15 protein-coding genes are annotated in these 14,791 nt (G+C 32.0%); 4 read left to right on the forward strand and 11 right to left on the reverse strand.

What is annotated here, in order from left to right; genetic code table 11:
• Positions 1-19: 19 nt before the first annotated feature.
• Entirely contained in the window at positions 20-2,014 is a 1,995-nt protein-coding gene (locus B3C18_RS05650; RefSeq protein ID WP_291143728.1) for a hypothetical protein, read from the reverse strand.
• Positions 2,015-2,059: 45 nt separating this feature from the next.
• Positions 2,060-3,778, reverse strand: coding sequence for an alpha-keto acid decarboxylase family protein (locus B3C18_RS05655; RefSeq protein ID WP_291143730.1), 1,719 nt, complete (start codon positions 3,776-3,778; stop codon positions 2,060-2,062).
• 539 nt (positions 3,779-4,317) lie between these two features.
• On the opposite strand from B3C18_RS05655, the gene B3C18_RS05660 reads away from it, so the two are divergent.
• The gene (locus B3C18_RS05660; RefSeq protein WP_291143733.1) at positions 4,318-4,683 is read left to right on the forward strand and encodes a hypothetical protein; all 366 of its coding nucleotides are present in this window, start codon (positions 4,318-4,320) and stop codon (positions 4,681-4,683) included.
• A 72-nt stretch (positions 4,684-4,755) separates the two neighbouring features.
• Here the strand turns inward: B3C18_RS05660 and B3C18_RS05665 are convergent, their stop codons facing one another.
• Complete coding sequence (locus tag B3C18_RS05665) at positions 4,756-5,715, reverse strand: Gfo/Idh/MocA family protein (protein WP_291143736.1); 960 nt, start codon at positions 5,713-5,715, stop codon at positions 4,756-4,758.
• A 160-nt stretch (positions 5,716-5,875) separates the two neighbouring features.
• On the opposite strand from B3C18_RS05665, the gene B3C18_RS05670 reads away from it, so the two are divergent.
• Positions 5,876-6,244, forward strand: a complete 369-nt coding sequence (locus B3C18_RS05670; RefSeq protein ID WP_291143739.1) for a winged helix-turn-helix transcriptional regulator — start codon at positions 5,876-5,878, stop codon at positions 6,242-6,244.
• A gap of 376 nt (positions 6,245-6,620) precedes the next feature.
• On the opposite strand, the gene B3C18_RS05675 is transcribed toward B3C18_RS05670, so the two are convergent.
• Entirely contained in the window at positions 6,621-6,875 is a 255-nt protein-coding gene (locus tag B3C18_RS05675) for a hypothetical protein (protein ID WP_291143741.1), read from the reverse strand.
• Between the two features lie 169 nt (positions 6,876-7,044).
• Between B3C18_RS05675 and B3C18_RS05680 the strand changes: the two genes are divergently transcribed.
• Complete coding sequence (locus B3C18_RS05680) at positions 7,045-7,188, forward strand: hypothetical protein (RefSeq protein WP_291143744.1); 144 nt, start codon at positions 7,045-7,047, stop codon at positions 7,186-7,188.
• A 995-nt stretch (positions 7,189-8,183) separates the two neighbouring features.
• Here the strand turns inward: B3C18_RS05680 and B3C18_RS05685 are convergent.
• Positions 8,184-9,104, reverse strand: coding sequence for a hypothetical protein (locus B3C18_RS05685; RefSeq protein ID WP_291143747.1), 921 nt, complete (start codon positions 9,102-9,104; stop codon positions 8,184-8,186).
• A 399-nt stretch (positions 9,105-9,503) separates the two neighbouring features.
• Between B3C18_RS05685 and B3C18_RS05690 the strand changes: the two genes are divergently transcribed.
• Positions 9,504-9,818, forward strand: a complete 315-nt coding sequence (locus B3C18_RS05690) for a hypothetical protein (RefSeq protein ID WP_291143750.1) — start codon at positions 9,504-9,506, stop codon at positions 9,816-9,818.
• Here B3C18_RS05690 and B3C18_RS05695 read toward each other — a convergent pair whose 3' ends face one another.
• The 6 genes from B3C18_RS05695 to B3C18_RS05720 form a co-directional block, all read right to left on the reverse strand.
• Positions 9,819-9,983 (reverse strand): hypothetical protein, encoded by a 165-nt coding sequence (locus B3C18_RS05695; protein ID WP_291143753.1) that lies wholly within the window; start codon positions 9,981-9,983, stop codon positions 9,819-9,821. It lies immediately after the preceding gene.
• A gap of 49 nt (positions 9,984-10,032) precedes the next feature.
• Positions 10,033-10,461: an IS3 family transposase gene (locus B3C18_RS05700; protein WP_291143756.1), complete on the reverse strand. Its 429-nt coding sequence runs from the start codon at positions 10,459-10,461 to the stop codon at positions 10,033-10,035.
• Positions 10,445-11,638, reverse strand: a complete 1,194-nt coding sequence (locus tag B3C18_RS05705; RefSeq protein WP_291143758.1) for an IS3 family transposase — start codon at positions 11,636-11,638, stop codon at positions 10,445-10,447. Before B3C18_RS05705 ends, B3C18_RS05700 begins: the two co-directional genes overlap by 17 nt.
• A 61-nt stretch (positions 11,639-11,699) precedes the next feature.
• Positions 11,700-12,935, reverse strand: coding sequence for an IS1595 family transposase (locus B3C18_RS05710; RefSeq protein ID WP_291143761.1), 1,236 nt, complete (start codon positions 12,933-12,935; stop codon positions 11,700-11,702).
• A 563-nt stretch (positions 12,936-13,498) separates the two neighbouring features.
• Positions 13,499-13,969: an energy transducer TonB gene (locus tag B3C18_RS05715; protein WP_291143764.1), complete on the reverse strand. Its 471-nt coding sequence runs from the start codon at positions 13,967-13,969 to the stop codon at positions 13,499-13,501.
• A gap of 15 nt (positions 13,970-13,984) precedes the next feature.
• Complete coding sequence (locus B3C18_RS05720) at positions 13,985-14,665, reverse strand: 3-keto-disaccharide hydrolase (protein ID WP_291143767.1); 681 nt, start codon at positions 14,663-14,665, stop codon at positions 13,985-13,987.
• Positions 14,666-14,791: the final 126 nt, after the last annotated feature.

Below are 14,791 nucleotides of genomic sequence, written 5' to 3' on the forward strand. Positions count from 1 at the left end.
TGTTTTTGGTTAAAATAGATTACTCCGGACTGATAAATGGATAGTATTTTTCGTCAATAATAGGTTCAATTCCAAAGAAATCATTCAGCACAGATTCGGCAGTACAAAATGCACCTTCAACCCAAGCCTGATCGTTTGAATATGTTTCTCCAACGATAAAAATTTCGCAGTCTGTGTTTGGAACAAGCTGTGATGGTTTTCTAATTTTTCTTTGCACATCGCCTAAATTATAGTGCGATTTATAGGCATGATATCCTGCATTAAATGGAGGAAGCGACCAGTCCATGTATTTAGTTTCTAAAGGTTCTGGCACATATGAATAATCAGCCTGCGGCCCAAAATGCAGTGACGCTAGTTGCGAACGAAGCATTTTTACCATTACAGGAGTAGCTTCTCTTGGCCCTTCAAGAGGCTGGCAGTCTCTGGACTCAGGAATTTCACGTGTTGTATTAGGTCCAAGTTCTAAAGCTTTCCAGAATGTTGAATATTGAATATCATCATAACTTGCTAAAATACCGTATACTTTTTTCCCTTTTCCGTCTCTGGCATTATCACCAAAATAAACAACTTGTCTAATAGGCATATCGGTAATACTTGGGCCAATAGTATCTAGTTCTGCAATCGTTGATATTTGTTTTTCTTCTTTAAAAGTTAAACGCTCCTGAATTGCATTTTCTACAGCAGCTATAAAACTGGCTTTATCATTAAAGGTATTTGCTATAATAACTGGGTTTTTAGCCTTTTCTATTTCTTTAAGATATTTAGATGGAAAACCTTCTTTTCTTAATTTCTCAATTCCTTCTTGTGTTAAGAAATAACTTGTAATCTTAGCAGGATAAGTTGGACTTCCCGCCTCGGTTACTCTCCACCACGGTGTATCGAAAAACATTCCTATTTTGTATGAAGGTTCCATTAATACAGACTCTAAATAAAGCTGTACTTTTTCATGATTTAATACATCTGTTCCTTCATCATCACTGTATCTGCTTGCCTGCGCTACCAAGTCAATTGCTGCTCTTGGCATAGCAAGAAATGCTGCATCACATTTTTTTCTTTCTGCAAGTGCATCTGGATCTTTACGTGTTGCAGTTGTAAAATTCACTCCAGATTTAGTGTGCACAATAGAACGCAGCCTAACATTTGGATAATAATTTAGCGTGATTCCTTTTTGTTTTGCCAGTTTTTCAACTTCTTCAAATAAGCTGTCAAATAAGCTGGAATATCCTTTTATTAAAGTTTTGTATTCTGTTCCCGGAAGAAACTCGTCATTGACATTAAATGACTGAGCACTATTACTGTTTACTACGTTTGAACTATAGCCATTACCATCAGATAAATAACCAAATCCTTCTTGTCCAAGCATATCATAACCCAGGTTCCAATATCCAATTTCTTTTAGTAAATCTCCTTTTTGGTAGATCGAACTATCAGGCATGTCAACATTGATTCTTCCTTCTTCATAAAATTTGCACCATTCTCTTCGGGTAGTCGGCCCTGATGTTTGAGTGATTGCTACAGATTGTATCGTTGTAAAACCATCATCTGGCGGAGCATCCTGAGCGTAATTGTTTGCGAAATATGGAGCTGGCTGATTAGAATTGATATCTGAGATATACATGTTTTTAGAACGTAAAGACATCAATGGGTCTGCTGATTCATTAAACGGAACTGAATCTTTCTTTAAATCTAATTCTTCTATGGTTTTAGTCACTAAACGATGTCCAGGTCCTTCAGGAGTGCCATCCCAGTACAAATATCTCATACCCCCTAATTCAAGGTACGAATTGTCTTTGTCGTCTTTATAATGCCATGTACAAACACGTGCGCCCGGTTCTCTGGTTCCTGGATTTTTTTTAGAAAAATCATATTTTCCCCAGTCATAAAGTTCTAATACATCGCCCTTAACTAGTATTTTTTCGTTTTTGGCAAGTTTAGATTTTCCATCAAGTAATCTCCACGCCGTGTAGAGTCCGGCTGCACCTGCTCCAAAAATAGAGTATGTTTTTTTGCTCATGATAGTATAGTTTTAAATTTTTAGTAGTTTTTATAGATAGTGGTTTTATTCATTTCCTAGTCTTGCCATTTGCTGTGCGAGATCTTTTTGAGGAATCACAATTTCTACCAGAGTTGGAAGATTTGTTTTTTTCTTAAGTTTTAGAAGTACTTCGTCTAACTGTGAAACAGTTTCAGCGCGATAGCTGTTTGCTCCAAATGCTTTGGCAAGTGCCTGATAATCCCATTTTGGAAGAATATCAAATTCGTCAAATTTATGATCCGGACCTGCTTTAAACGAATCCATGTCTACATATACTTGCTCAATTGCATATACTCCATTGCTCATCACAAAAATTACAGAGTTGATGTTGTATTTTACAAGGGTCGAAAGTGATTGCGCGATCATCATAAAACCACCGTCACCGGCTACAGTCCATGCTTGTTTACCGCTCCCTAGCTGAGCGCCCGAAGCTGCACCGGTTTCAAAACCAATACACTGCCACGCTGCCGAAGATATATAGGCGTTTTGAGATAATCCGTAAATATTGGTAGCCACGTACATTGACGAACTTACACCAAAAGTCATTACAATATCGTCCAGCATTTTTTCTTTTTTCAGAAAAGATGTAGCATGTTCAAAAAAGCGGTTAAACGTTATTACTTCTGGAGTTAAATCGTATTTAGGATCTGAATTAGATCGCCAAGGTTCAGGGAATTTTGGCTGAGACGGAGCTATAGCTTTTAAAGGATATCCTGAAGCTTTTTTAAAGCGCTCTGTTAAGGCTTCGATAAAGTCTTTTAAAGTTACTCCCGAATAGGTAAAATAACCAACTCTAGTTTCCTGAGTTGTTACCTGAATCATATCCGAAAATTTATTTTCTACCAGCCATAAATAATCATCGGTAATAATAGTTCCTAAAGATAAAATACAGTCAGAAGCTTCGACTAATTTTATAACTTCAGGTATTGAAGCCTGATCAGAATAAGTTCCTATAAATTTATCGCCTTTCTCATCCAGAACCGTTTTTCCAAGTGAAGTTGTAGTGTACAACATTCCGCTTGCTTTAATAAGTTCTTCTAATTGTTTTGTTAGTTTATGTCGCAAAAGCTCTACTCCTGCAAAAATTATAGGTGTTTTGGCCTGACTAATTTGTGACCAAGCCTGAGAAACAGCATTTTCAAGTGCTGCTGGTTCACTTTTTATGATTTCAGGTTCTAATTTTTTACTAGACGGTTTTGGACAAGGTTCCCCCCACACCTCTTTATAACATGCTATGTAAACAGGTCTTTGGTGTGTAAGTGCTGCGATAAGTAATTTATCGATTTTTTCAGGTGCACCTGCAGAAGTGCTCAAGGTTTCTGCAGCAACAGTTACTCTTTCATACACTTCCTGATCTGCGTTAAGATTTCCTGTAGAGTGATGGTAAAGTACATTGTACATACTCCCAATTTGTCGTGCATCGGCTCCCGGTGTGGCACTAATTACAACGACAGGACTGCGCTCTACATAAGCTCCTGCAATAGCATTTAATGCGCTAAAAGTACTTACTCCGTATTGTAGAGATACAGCGGCTAAACCTCTTGTACGTGCGTAAGCATCTGCTGCATAAGAAGCATCTAGTTCGTTTGAAGTTCCAATGGTTTCAATTCCATCAAAGTATTCCAGAGCCTGTGTAAAATGTTTTACATAGTCCCCCGGAATTTGAAAAACCTCAGTGACATTTAATTGTTTGAGTCGGGTAAGCAGATAATCTGCTACCGTAAATTCTTTTGTAGGTTTCATTTTGTTATGTGTTTTGGTTCTTTTCAGTTTAGTTATGTCTCGTTTAGAAAAGTGATTCTAAGACACATTGACACATGTATCTCATTTCAGTAATAAAATTAGTATCACGCTATAGTTCAAATTAAAAAAAAGGCACGAGTGCGGGATTTTTATCCATGAGAGGTCGAAATAAAAGCACAAGATCATTTTGCTTTATTTAAGAAGTAAAATCGGAATGACGTAAAAAACAAAAAACCCGCTATAATAGCGAGTTTTAGTAGAAAGGTTCAGCATTTCTTTTTATTCTATTTCTATAAATGACTTTGGCTTGTATTGCAGTAGAATTGACTGTAACTATCTGTAAATCAAACAAAAAATACTCTTTTTAATCATTATTATGCTATTTTATTTACCTTTAAACCCTTCTACAAGCCGTCTATATATCTCACAATTAGACCATTAAATCTACACTTCCGAAAGATTACTGCAAATAAAATCCATACTTAGAAAGTCAATTTTTAATATAAATCAAACCATTATTAACCATTAATTTTAAAGCTATGAAAAAGAAGATGATTATCAGTTCAATACTACTATTATTATCATTATGCATTAGTCCTCAATTTAATGCTGCAACGCTTCAGCAGAAGCATAATACTATCGTAAACAAGTTTGTACGCGTAAATATCGCTGTTCAATTGGAACAAGCTGGTGTTGTTGTTCCCCCATTAACATTCACAGTTACTAATTCTACAACAGGAACAGCGGGAACATTAATTCAAAACAATACGTCATATAGGGTTGTTGCACAAGAAGGTGATGTTATAACCTTTAATTTGGGAGGTTTAATTGGCATCAAACAATATACTATTACCGCAGAAGATGCATTTATCCATTTTGCATCTGTTGAATTATTAGATTTATAGTACCCTGTAAATAATTAATATAAAAACTGCTAAACGAATGGTTTAGCAGTTTTTTATTTGATAGAAGAATTATTAATTTTTAATGATATTCAGAATATCTAAAATCGTTGATATGTTATCTACAGATTCATTCATCATTAAAATCTGTTCCTCTTTATTATAGTTTTTAATATGATCTGCAAAGGCTTCTGCTTCAAAACGAAAACCGCTTCCAAAATCAACTTCAATCTTTTCTAATTCATAGTTCCAATCTAAACCTTTTTTTATTTCTATAAAAGCTGTATTGGGTTTTGTAACATTATTATATCCGCAGGTAATTATACCTTTTGCGCCTATCACACGGACATAACGATGTGGTGCAGCACTGAAATTGCAGTTTAACTGTGCCGTTATTTTGCTTTTAAATCGCAGCATTGCCGAAACAGAAATATCAAGCTGTTGGTCATTTAACTTACCGAAAGCCATTATTTCATTCGCTTTTTCGCCCGTAATAGCACGAATCATACTTACCGGATAAGCACCTGCATCCCACATTACACCTCCGCCAAGTTCGGGTTTTAAGCGTATATTGTTTTCAGCATCATCAACTGTAAATCCAAAATCGGCATAGATTTGTGATACTTCTCCAATCTCGCCTTCTTCAATTTTTTTTAATAACAAAATAGTCTGCGGCTGAAATTTATACGGATATCCTTCCATCAGGAATACATTATTAAGCATTGCCTGTTCGTACATTTCCTTTACATCTTCGACAGTTAAGGCAATTGGTTTTTCACATAAAATATGTTTTTTTGCCTTTGCAGCTTTTATAACCCATTCTGCATGCATGGAGTTTGGAAGTGGAATGTAAACCGCATCTAAATCCGCATCATCCAAAAGATCCTGATACGATGAATATGATTTTTCGATATCAAATTCTTTTGCAAATGCTGCAGCGCTTTCTAAAGTTCGGCTGGCAATTGCAGTAACTTTAATTTCCGAAGAACCTTTTATGGCTTCTGTAAATGAGCGTGCAATATTTGCCGTACTCATGATTCCTATTTTTAGCATATTTTCTAAATTTTATCGGCTTTTTAAAAGAATTAAACCGAATTATTTAGACAAATGTAAGTGCTGATTTTCACCCAGAAAAGTACTAACCATTTGGTTAGCTATGAACATATTGGTTAGATTTGTAGAAAATTAGATCGTTATGGACGAAAAAAAAATAGAAAAAAATACAAGTCCGGAAAACTATACCGATGGTGACAGCTTTTTTTCCTGTCATGTTGAACTTGCGAACAAAAGTATTAGTGGCAAATGGAAAATTCTTATTCTATACAGATTATCATTACAGCCTATTAAACGCTATACTGAATTAAGAAAAGAATTGGGATCTATTTCAGAAAAAGTACTTAGCAATCAGCTTAAGGATCTTGAAAATGATGGATTAGTCCACAGAACTGTATATCCTGTAGTACCGCCAAAAGTGGAATACAGCCTCACCGAAAACGGTAAAGGCATTATTCCTGTTATTATTGCTTTGAGAAATTTTGGCTGTTTTTTAAAACACCGCAGTTAATAGGCAATTTTGCTTATTAAAAATTGATAATAATATACCCAGGTTACCACTTTAATTTCTAAACAAAACCTAGATTTTTAATAAGATAATAATACCCTGTGTACAATTTGAAGATATCCGCCATAAGAGACATTTTTATTTTATCACAGAATATATCAAAACAAAAAAGAGCAGATATTTCTATTTGCTCTTTTAATATTCTTTAAAATCAATTAAAATCGTAGCCCGATATCCCTTCTAATTTTAAAGATTATTCTGTGTTAGTCTGCACAGGCTTATAATGTTAGGATGATTCTTGTCTTATTTTCAATGCAAATAACACCTTGTCAAAGGTATAAAAAATAAAATAAATTTAAGCGATTAACTTACAAAATTATCAACTTGTAAAAAGCCCTTTCGACTTAATAGAACTTTCATCTGTATTTGAATTTAATGTTATCAGACCATCATTTTCTAAACTAATAAGCGCATTTAATACTTGGGCTTGAAATTCTCTTTCAAATGAAATATCTTGATATAAAAGGTTATTAGGGATTACAGCCATAGTTAATTCTTCTAAACTGTATAACTTGCTTGGGTTTTGAGCAAGAATTTTGAGTACGTTTTTAAATAATTCATTCTTAACTTCCATAAAAACAGCTTTATTCTAAGATATGAAAAAATATAGTAATATATCAATTTTTCTATTTCAAATTTAAAGACTTTGAGGAGAGTATCGTTAATTAGCTAACGCAAACATGTCTTATTCAACCTGATTATTGTTTAATTATATATACTATATAATTTTAAACAAAGATATCATGAAAACACTTTCTAATCACATTCAGGAAAGTTTTGCACCTGTAAAAGAAGAACAGCAAACAGTTATAGAGAATCAAATTGACAACAAGGAAGAAATTGTTAATGAAGATGAATCTTTAGAAAAAGAAAAACCGTCTGAATAGACGATTTTATGTTTTAATTTAAATCGTTTTTCATCGTTTAAATTTGTTTTTCAACGTTTTTAATGCTTAAAAAAGTTTAAATTTGATTAAATTAGTTCTTTTTAGACCGATACTAAATAATTTTTTAACAAAACTTTACAGGTAAAAACCTACAAAAAATAATAAAATTTAATACCTTTGACTATGCTTAAAAACATATTTAAACATAAAATACACATAATCAGCATTTTAGCTTATTTATAATGATTATAAATTAATAGGATTAGCTGTAGATATGTTGTATATTTATATAAAAAGTTATTTTTGTTAAGTCGAAAAATGTCATACGAATGACATTTAAAAAGCTGTTCTAAAATAAAAAAGTCCCACCCGATTACGTGGAACTTCTTTTACCATCAACAGCATTCTCTTTGAAAAGATCTGTATACCATAATATTTTAAAAATGATAGTTTTTTAGATTTTTACGAGAAATCTATATAAACCACCATCTGCTTTATATTGTCTTTTACCCTTGATAGTTCTGTATCTAGAGTAAATATATCTATAACCAGCCGGAGCTTCATTTTGCATCATGTTGTTATGATGTGTTAAATTATAAAATTGGTATGATAAGTTCAGCCTTATCATTTTTACAGAGTCTTATTTCAAAGAACAAAAACATTCAGATTTTACTAATCGATGTAAAACTGATTTCGTATCATTTAAAAGGCATCATCTTTAGAATGCCTTTTATTGCTTTATCGAGTAAGCATAAGACACAAATATATCAATTTTTATCACTTTCCACAACTATATTGTTTGTAAACTTTAACACTTTATTGTAATACATTGATTACCAGCGAGAAGAGCTTTGGAATAAATGAAAATTATATAACATTTTAACAATATTCTATAACAATTCAAAAATATAATATATGTTAAACAACAAAAACCGTCTTAAATAAGACGGTTTTGTTAAATATTTGAAATCTAAAATTATTGGTTTGAAAAGAATCTACATTCCCAACACTCCCTTAGAAGCTCCTAAGTTATCTGTAAATTGTTGTCTCAAACCTGTCATTCTATCAAACGGAGTGAAAGAATAATTTCCTGCATATTGTTCTCCAAGCTTTGAGATTTGATCATTAAGCTTTTGTGCTTGTGCCGTTGCATTTTTCCACGCATTTATATTAGCAGTAGACATTTTGTTTCTTTGTATTCGATAAAGTCCAAGATACTTGTCAAGACTTTTTGAATGTGGAACCGTCTGCTGAACTAATGATTTCAACTTAATCTGGTAACTGTCTAATGAGGTTATATAAGATATATTCTTTTTCAGTTCGTTATACGTCCAATTATCTAATTTAACCTCACAAGTCTTAGATTTGATGTAATAGTAGTTTTCGTAATAAGCTTCCTGTGTTTTATAAACTTTGAATCCTTGTTTCTCAACAATTTTAATAAGTTCTTTCGTTTTAACATAGTCAGAAATAGATTTTAGACTTTCATCTTTTATTGCATACAATTTACCTGAAGAATCATTTTTGTAAATGTCATAAATGGTTTCAGTTAAACTGCCGTCATTGTTGTACTCTATTGAATTATCGACCAACTCGCTTTCAATATATTTACCTCGACGGTCATCTCTTCTTGCATGACGATATTTAATTGGGGTTGCTGAATATGAACCGATGATCTCATTATCATTTAGAAGTTCGTTACTCATAAATAAAACAGGTCTTTTAGTTTCGATAATCGTATCATGGACTATCCGTTGTAATTTTAAATCTTTCTCTTTTACGTATTTACAGATGTCTTCTGAAATTGATAGAGAATTGTTTTCTTGACTGAAAGTTCTTGTGGAAAATAAAAATGTAGAAATGGAAATAATGGCGTACGCAAAATGTATGCAGTACTTTTGGTAGTGCTTTTTCATTGGTGTGGTAATTTGGATTTATAAATGTTTAGTGGAAAAAAGAAGCGTGGACAATTACACCAAGCTAAATCCTGGGCTACCACACCCTTAAACAAGCAATGATGCAAAGCCACGCCATAGCGGCGTACCTTACATACATTATTTGCTTGTTAAATCGAGAAGCCGTTGAGCCTCAGGGTGGTAGTTTAGATTTAGCAATAACGTAATTAAGCACGAATATTTTTACAATACAAAAATAAATAAAAAGGACGACGTGTAACAATGAAACTAAACAATGTTGTGATAGTTTATGAACAGAATATTGTTTTATTATACATAGTTTAAAATATCATTATTATGTTCAAACTTCGTCTGTATAAATTTTTAAGTATCTTTATTCCTTACTTTAAAAGGAAACTAATGAGTGAAATATATAATCTAATTAAAAACAATTTAGATAATCATATTAGAAAATATGATAAGAAGAACTTGTTTACATTATCCTTGATTAATAACTTAGAAAAGATATATGCTGTCAAGTATATAACTAAATATAAAGGAGTAGATTTTTCAATCGAAGTCGAATATATTGACGAAAAGATAATATTTGCAACTTTTATAGGCGAATCTCATTCTAGTGAAGCTTCGTTAGAAATAACGGATTTTATGAAATTCATATTGATAATGCTCAAAGAAGATTTAACAAGACAAATTCAATTTGCTTTGAGTCGATAGTTATTTTTTATCCTCCGCATCTCTCGACGTACCTCTTGTAATTGCACTATCTTTTGCAATACTTGTTCTCATTATATCTGACAAATCTTCTTCGACAGGTTTCTCTTCAACTTTCTTGATTGTCTTATTTAATGATTCTTCAATACGTTGAGTTAATGTTTTCATAGGGTAGATTTTTATAGTATATATAACTGAAAAAAAACTATACTTTGGTCTAATTCTTTTTTACCATACTTGTCAATCCCATTTCACTCATATATTTTCTTACAGTCACTGCTGATAATTGATATCCTGATTTTTGAAGTTCTGTGGCAATTCGGTCACTGCCATAACGTCTTTCAAAAGTAAAGAATATTGAAGTTATTTCTTTCTGCATTAAAATTTTTCTTTTCTGAGTTTCATTCAATGGTACATTTTTCCATGCATGATATTCTCTTCTATTTATACCTAAAGCTTCTGACATTAATCTAATAGAATATGTTTTTTCATTGTTTAGTATAAAATCAAAAACTTTAGACTTTCCTTGATGAAGGCATATACCAGCACTTTTTAGAATTTCAAATTTCAAATCTGATTTCTTAATTTTTTTTTCAAGTTCAAGAATTTTTCTTTCTTTAAGTATTATTTTATCTGCCTTTTTCATATTTAAAAATATTTTCAAAATAGTGATCTGCATTGAATTGCTCTATAGTTCTATTATTCAATGCAGTATGTATTCTTTTTGAATTGTACCATTTTTCTATAAATTCAAATATTTCTACCCTCATCTGTTTCTTAGTTCGTAGATTGCTTTTTCTGTCAATTAACTCTCTTTTTAAAGAACTGAAAAAACTTTCAGTTATAGCATTATCAAAATGATTTCCTTTACGACTCATGCTCCTTATACATTTATAAGACTCAAGTTTTTTTGAAAAAGCTTTATTTGCATACTGAATACCTCTGTCGGAATGAAATATCAATCCATTTGATATTTTACGATTTGTTACTGCCATTTCTAATGCAGGTAATGTAGTTTTATTGGTAGAAAGTCTAGCTCCTAGACTCCAGCCTATTATTTTACGGTCGTATAAGTCCATGATAATTGTAAGATATAAAAAACCTTTTTGAGTCGTAAGATAAGTAATGTCCGATGTCCATACTCTAGAATGTTCACACACCTTAAATTCTCTATTTAAAATATTTGGTGCAGTATAATAACCATGTTTGGAGTCGGTCGTTACTTTAAATTTTCTTTTCTTGATATGCTTTAATCCTAATTGATGCATATAAAACGATACCTGCCTTTCACATATCTTATATCCTAACTTATGTAGTTCTTTTGTGATTTTATTTCTGCCATAATGCTTTTTAAAACGAAAAAACAACGATTTTATATCGTCTTTTAAAATACTTGTCTGGCGTTGTTTTTCAGAAATCCCATTCTTTTTCCATCGATGATATTTACCATATCCCACTTCTAACACTTCACACATTCTCAATATTGAATATTGATGCTCATTATCTCTTATGAACTCATAAATTGCTAAATTGCCTCGATAAAGAAAAGGTGTTGCATTCTTTAAAATCTCGTATCTGAGCTCATATTCTTTTGATTTTTTTTCTAGATCAAAAATTGGTTTATCTTCAGGATTTATTCTGTCGTATCCTGATCCTAGAAAACTCCCTTCTCCGAATTTTTGATATTCTTTTCTCCAACGTGTTAGTAGACATGGTAATATTCCAAGTTCTTCTGAAAATTCTTTAAGAGTGTTTTTTTCATAGCTTAATAGGACTGCATCTATTTTGAAAATACGATCATATTTTTTGTATTTCTTTGCCATAGACGAATATCAAGTGTTGTGTAGTCATTCCCAGGTCTAAGATAATTGAATTACAATATATTTACGAAATCAACTCCTTATATCTTAACCTCTCATCACAATTAATCAACGTAAAGTTAAATTGTTCTCCGACACTCATTGTTCTGGTATTATATCGATATACAAATTCATCACAATAACGATGTAAGTGCTTGTCACTTGTTTTATGATATATTCCAATAATACCACGTTTTAAAAGCCCCCAAAATCCTTCAATTCCATTAGTGTGGTATGAGCCTTTCTTGAAAAATCCTAAATTATGCTGGATAACTTTATGGCTATATTGTTTGTATAGTCCATTATATCCTATCCATCCATCACTTACAATTGTAGAACCTTTTTTAACCTTCTCATTGATGATACCTTTAAGAGTAGCACCTTCTGTGTTTTCAACTACTTCAGTGTAAACAATTCCGTTGTTGAGCATTCCAAACACTGGAGTTTTTGTTTTAGTACTTCTACCTTGTGTATTATCAACCTTTTTTCCTTTGCTACGATTTTTGTTTTTTCCTCCAATAAAAGTTTCATCAACTTGAGTAATACCGTCAAATTCGAAATCGTCTCTCATTCGAACTGAATTTCTAAGTCTACTTAGCATAAACCAAGCAGTTTTCTGAGTTACACCTATTTCTCTCATTAGTTGATAACTGCTTACGCCTTTCTTATTTGTTGTAAACATAAAAACAGCCATGAACCATTTTTGCAAAGGAATAGTTGATTTTTCAAAGATTGTTCCTTTTGTAACACTAAAAGGTAGTCTGCAATCTTTACATTTGTAATAACCATTATCATATCCTCTCTTTTTGATACGATAATGGTTTTCACGTTGACTTCCGCAATGTGGACAAATTGGTTCTCCGTTCCAACGAAGTTTTTCCAAGTGTTCACGACATGCTATTTCTGTATTTAATACCTTTCCCATGTCATATACAGATTTAAAAATCTGTACAGTATCAAGTTGAATATCAATATGTTTGCTCATATTTGTTTTATTAAAAATAATACTTTTTGGCGTAACAGGTAAGGTTTTTCTTGCTTTTTTCGAACGAGTTATTAACAATTTCACTGGATCGGGAAACCTAACAAAGATTGGCTTAGGAAGTACTATTCCACATTGAACTAGAAGTTCGTTTAAAAAATCTTCGCATGCTTCATGTAATACAGTTGGTTCTAAATCGGGATAGATTTCTTCATAATCAATATGTGAAAAGTCATATGCGTCGTAACAAGATGTAAAGTCATATTTAATTGATGTCATAATTTAATTTTTAGAATTATGACCAATTCAACAATATTGATCTACAAAAAAAAATAAAATTTGAAAAAGTGATGCGAAGTCCTGTAGAATAAGGAGGTTGTTTAATTTATAAAATAAAATCACCTGCTGGGAACAGGTGATTTTTGAAACATAATTAGGAAATTATCTTTATTAAATACTCAATGATAACAGAAATGATTGCTTGAGATATTGTACTTAGGATAATTTTCCAGTTTAACTTAATCAGATTGAAAAAGTTTCTTAGATGATTTTTGATTTGCTGACTCACAGCCTGAATAAAATTGAACATACTCAAAGTATTTTTATATTAATATTTGAGAATTCAACAATATTGATCTACAAAAAAATCAAACTTGAAAAAGTAATGCTACGCCCAGTAAAATAAGGTGTTGAATTAAATGAAAAAAGCCATCTGTATAAACAGATGGCTTTCAAAATTGTGGAACTTGTGTACAAGACCCTAAATTATTGTTATATTGTATCAAAACCATTTACCAAAAATAAGATTGGTAACCTGGGTATATTATTATCTAAAAATTTACCTACTGAAAATAAAAAGGAACGCTGTACAAACATCTTACTCGTTTTCCTCCCTTTAATGCAGGTATCCAGTTAGGAGATAATTTCAAAACCCTTAGCATCTCTTCACCTGATCCATAACCAAAATCGCGAAGAACCTTTATATCTGATAATGTTCCATCTTTTTCAATTACAATAGTTGAAAAAACTGGCCCTATCGCTTCTTCTTCAACTGCTTTTTTTGGCAAAACATAAGTCTTCGTTAAGAAAACATGAAACTTATTTAAGCCTCCGGGATATTTAGGCAAAGAATCTACCGATGATGCATTATAAATTTCCTTGTCATTTTCATCAATACCATATTCTAATACAGTTTTTTTTGGAGCTTCTTTTTTAACTTTTAAAGGAGGATTAACAATTGCAGGTTTACTGCTCTCTTTTTGACAGCTTATAATTAAAATCAAGCTAAAAAGTAAAAAAAACGGTTTCTTCATTTTGTTCCTGTTTATTTATAATTGTTTTAGCTCAATGTTACGGTACCATACATTGTTTCCGTGATCCTGCAACGCTATTTTTCCTTTTTTGAATGTTCCAAAATCAGGCCATCCGGCAAATTTACTTCCGTCTATTAATTTTTTAAAATTATCATCCCAAAGTACTGTTTCAACTACAGTAACTCCATTTAAAATCAAGGTTAATTTTCCTTTATTACTAATAACCTCTGCTTTATTCCATTCTCCAACTGGTTTTACAGGCTCTGATTTACTTTGAATCAAATCGTATAAATTTCCCGCACGATGTTTTGTGATTTTTCCGTCTGGATGACCGTCGTTATCCAAAACCTGCATTTCTAAACCTGTACTAAAAGTATTTGGGTATTTTTGAGGATCTTCATTCACATAAAAAATAATCCCGCTGTTTCCGTTTGGTGATATTTTCCATTCTAGTTTTAAATGAAAATTTTCAAATTCAGCATTGGTTACTAAATCTCCTCCCTGCCCGTCTTTAGCCGCATCGGGATTAAAATGCAATAATCCGTCTTCTACATTCCATCCGGCCAGAGCCGAATCTTTACCGTAAGTATGCCAGCCATTGGTAGTTTTTCCATCAAAAAGAGGTTTAAAACCTTTTTGAGCCTGAATTATTTGTGTAAAAGATAAAATCAAAACTGCTGCTATAACTTTTTTCATGTGGTTTATTTTTTTGATAAACTGAATTTTATTTCAGTCTTTTCAGTTAGTAAATTCTTTAAATATTGGGTAAAGATTGGATTTAGGATTCCCAACCTTAGTAAAAATAGTAAAAAAGGATGAACA

The sequence above is a fragment of the Flavobacterium sp. UBA7680 genome, assembly GCF_002482975.1.
Taxonomy (GTDB): Bacteria; Bacteroidota; Bacteroidia; order Flavobacteriales; family Flavobacteriaceae; genus Flavobacterium.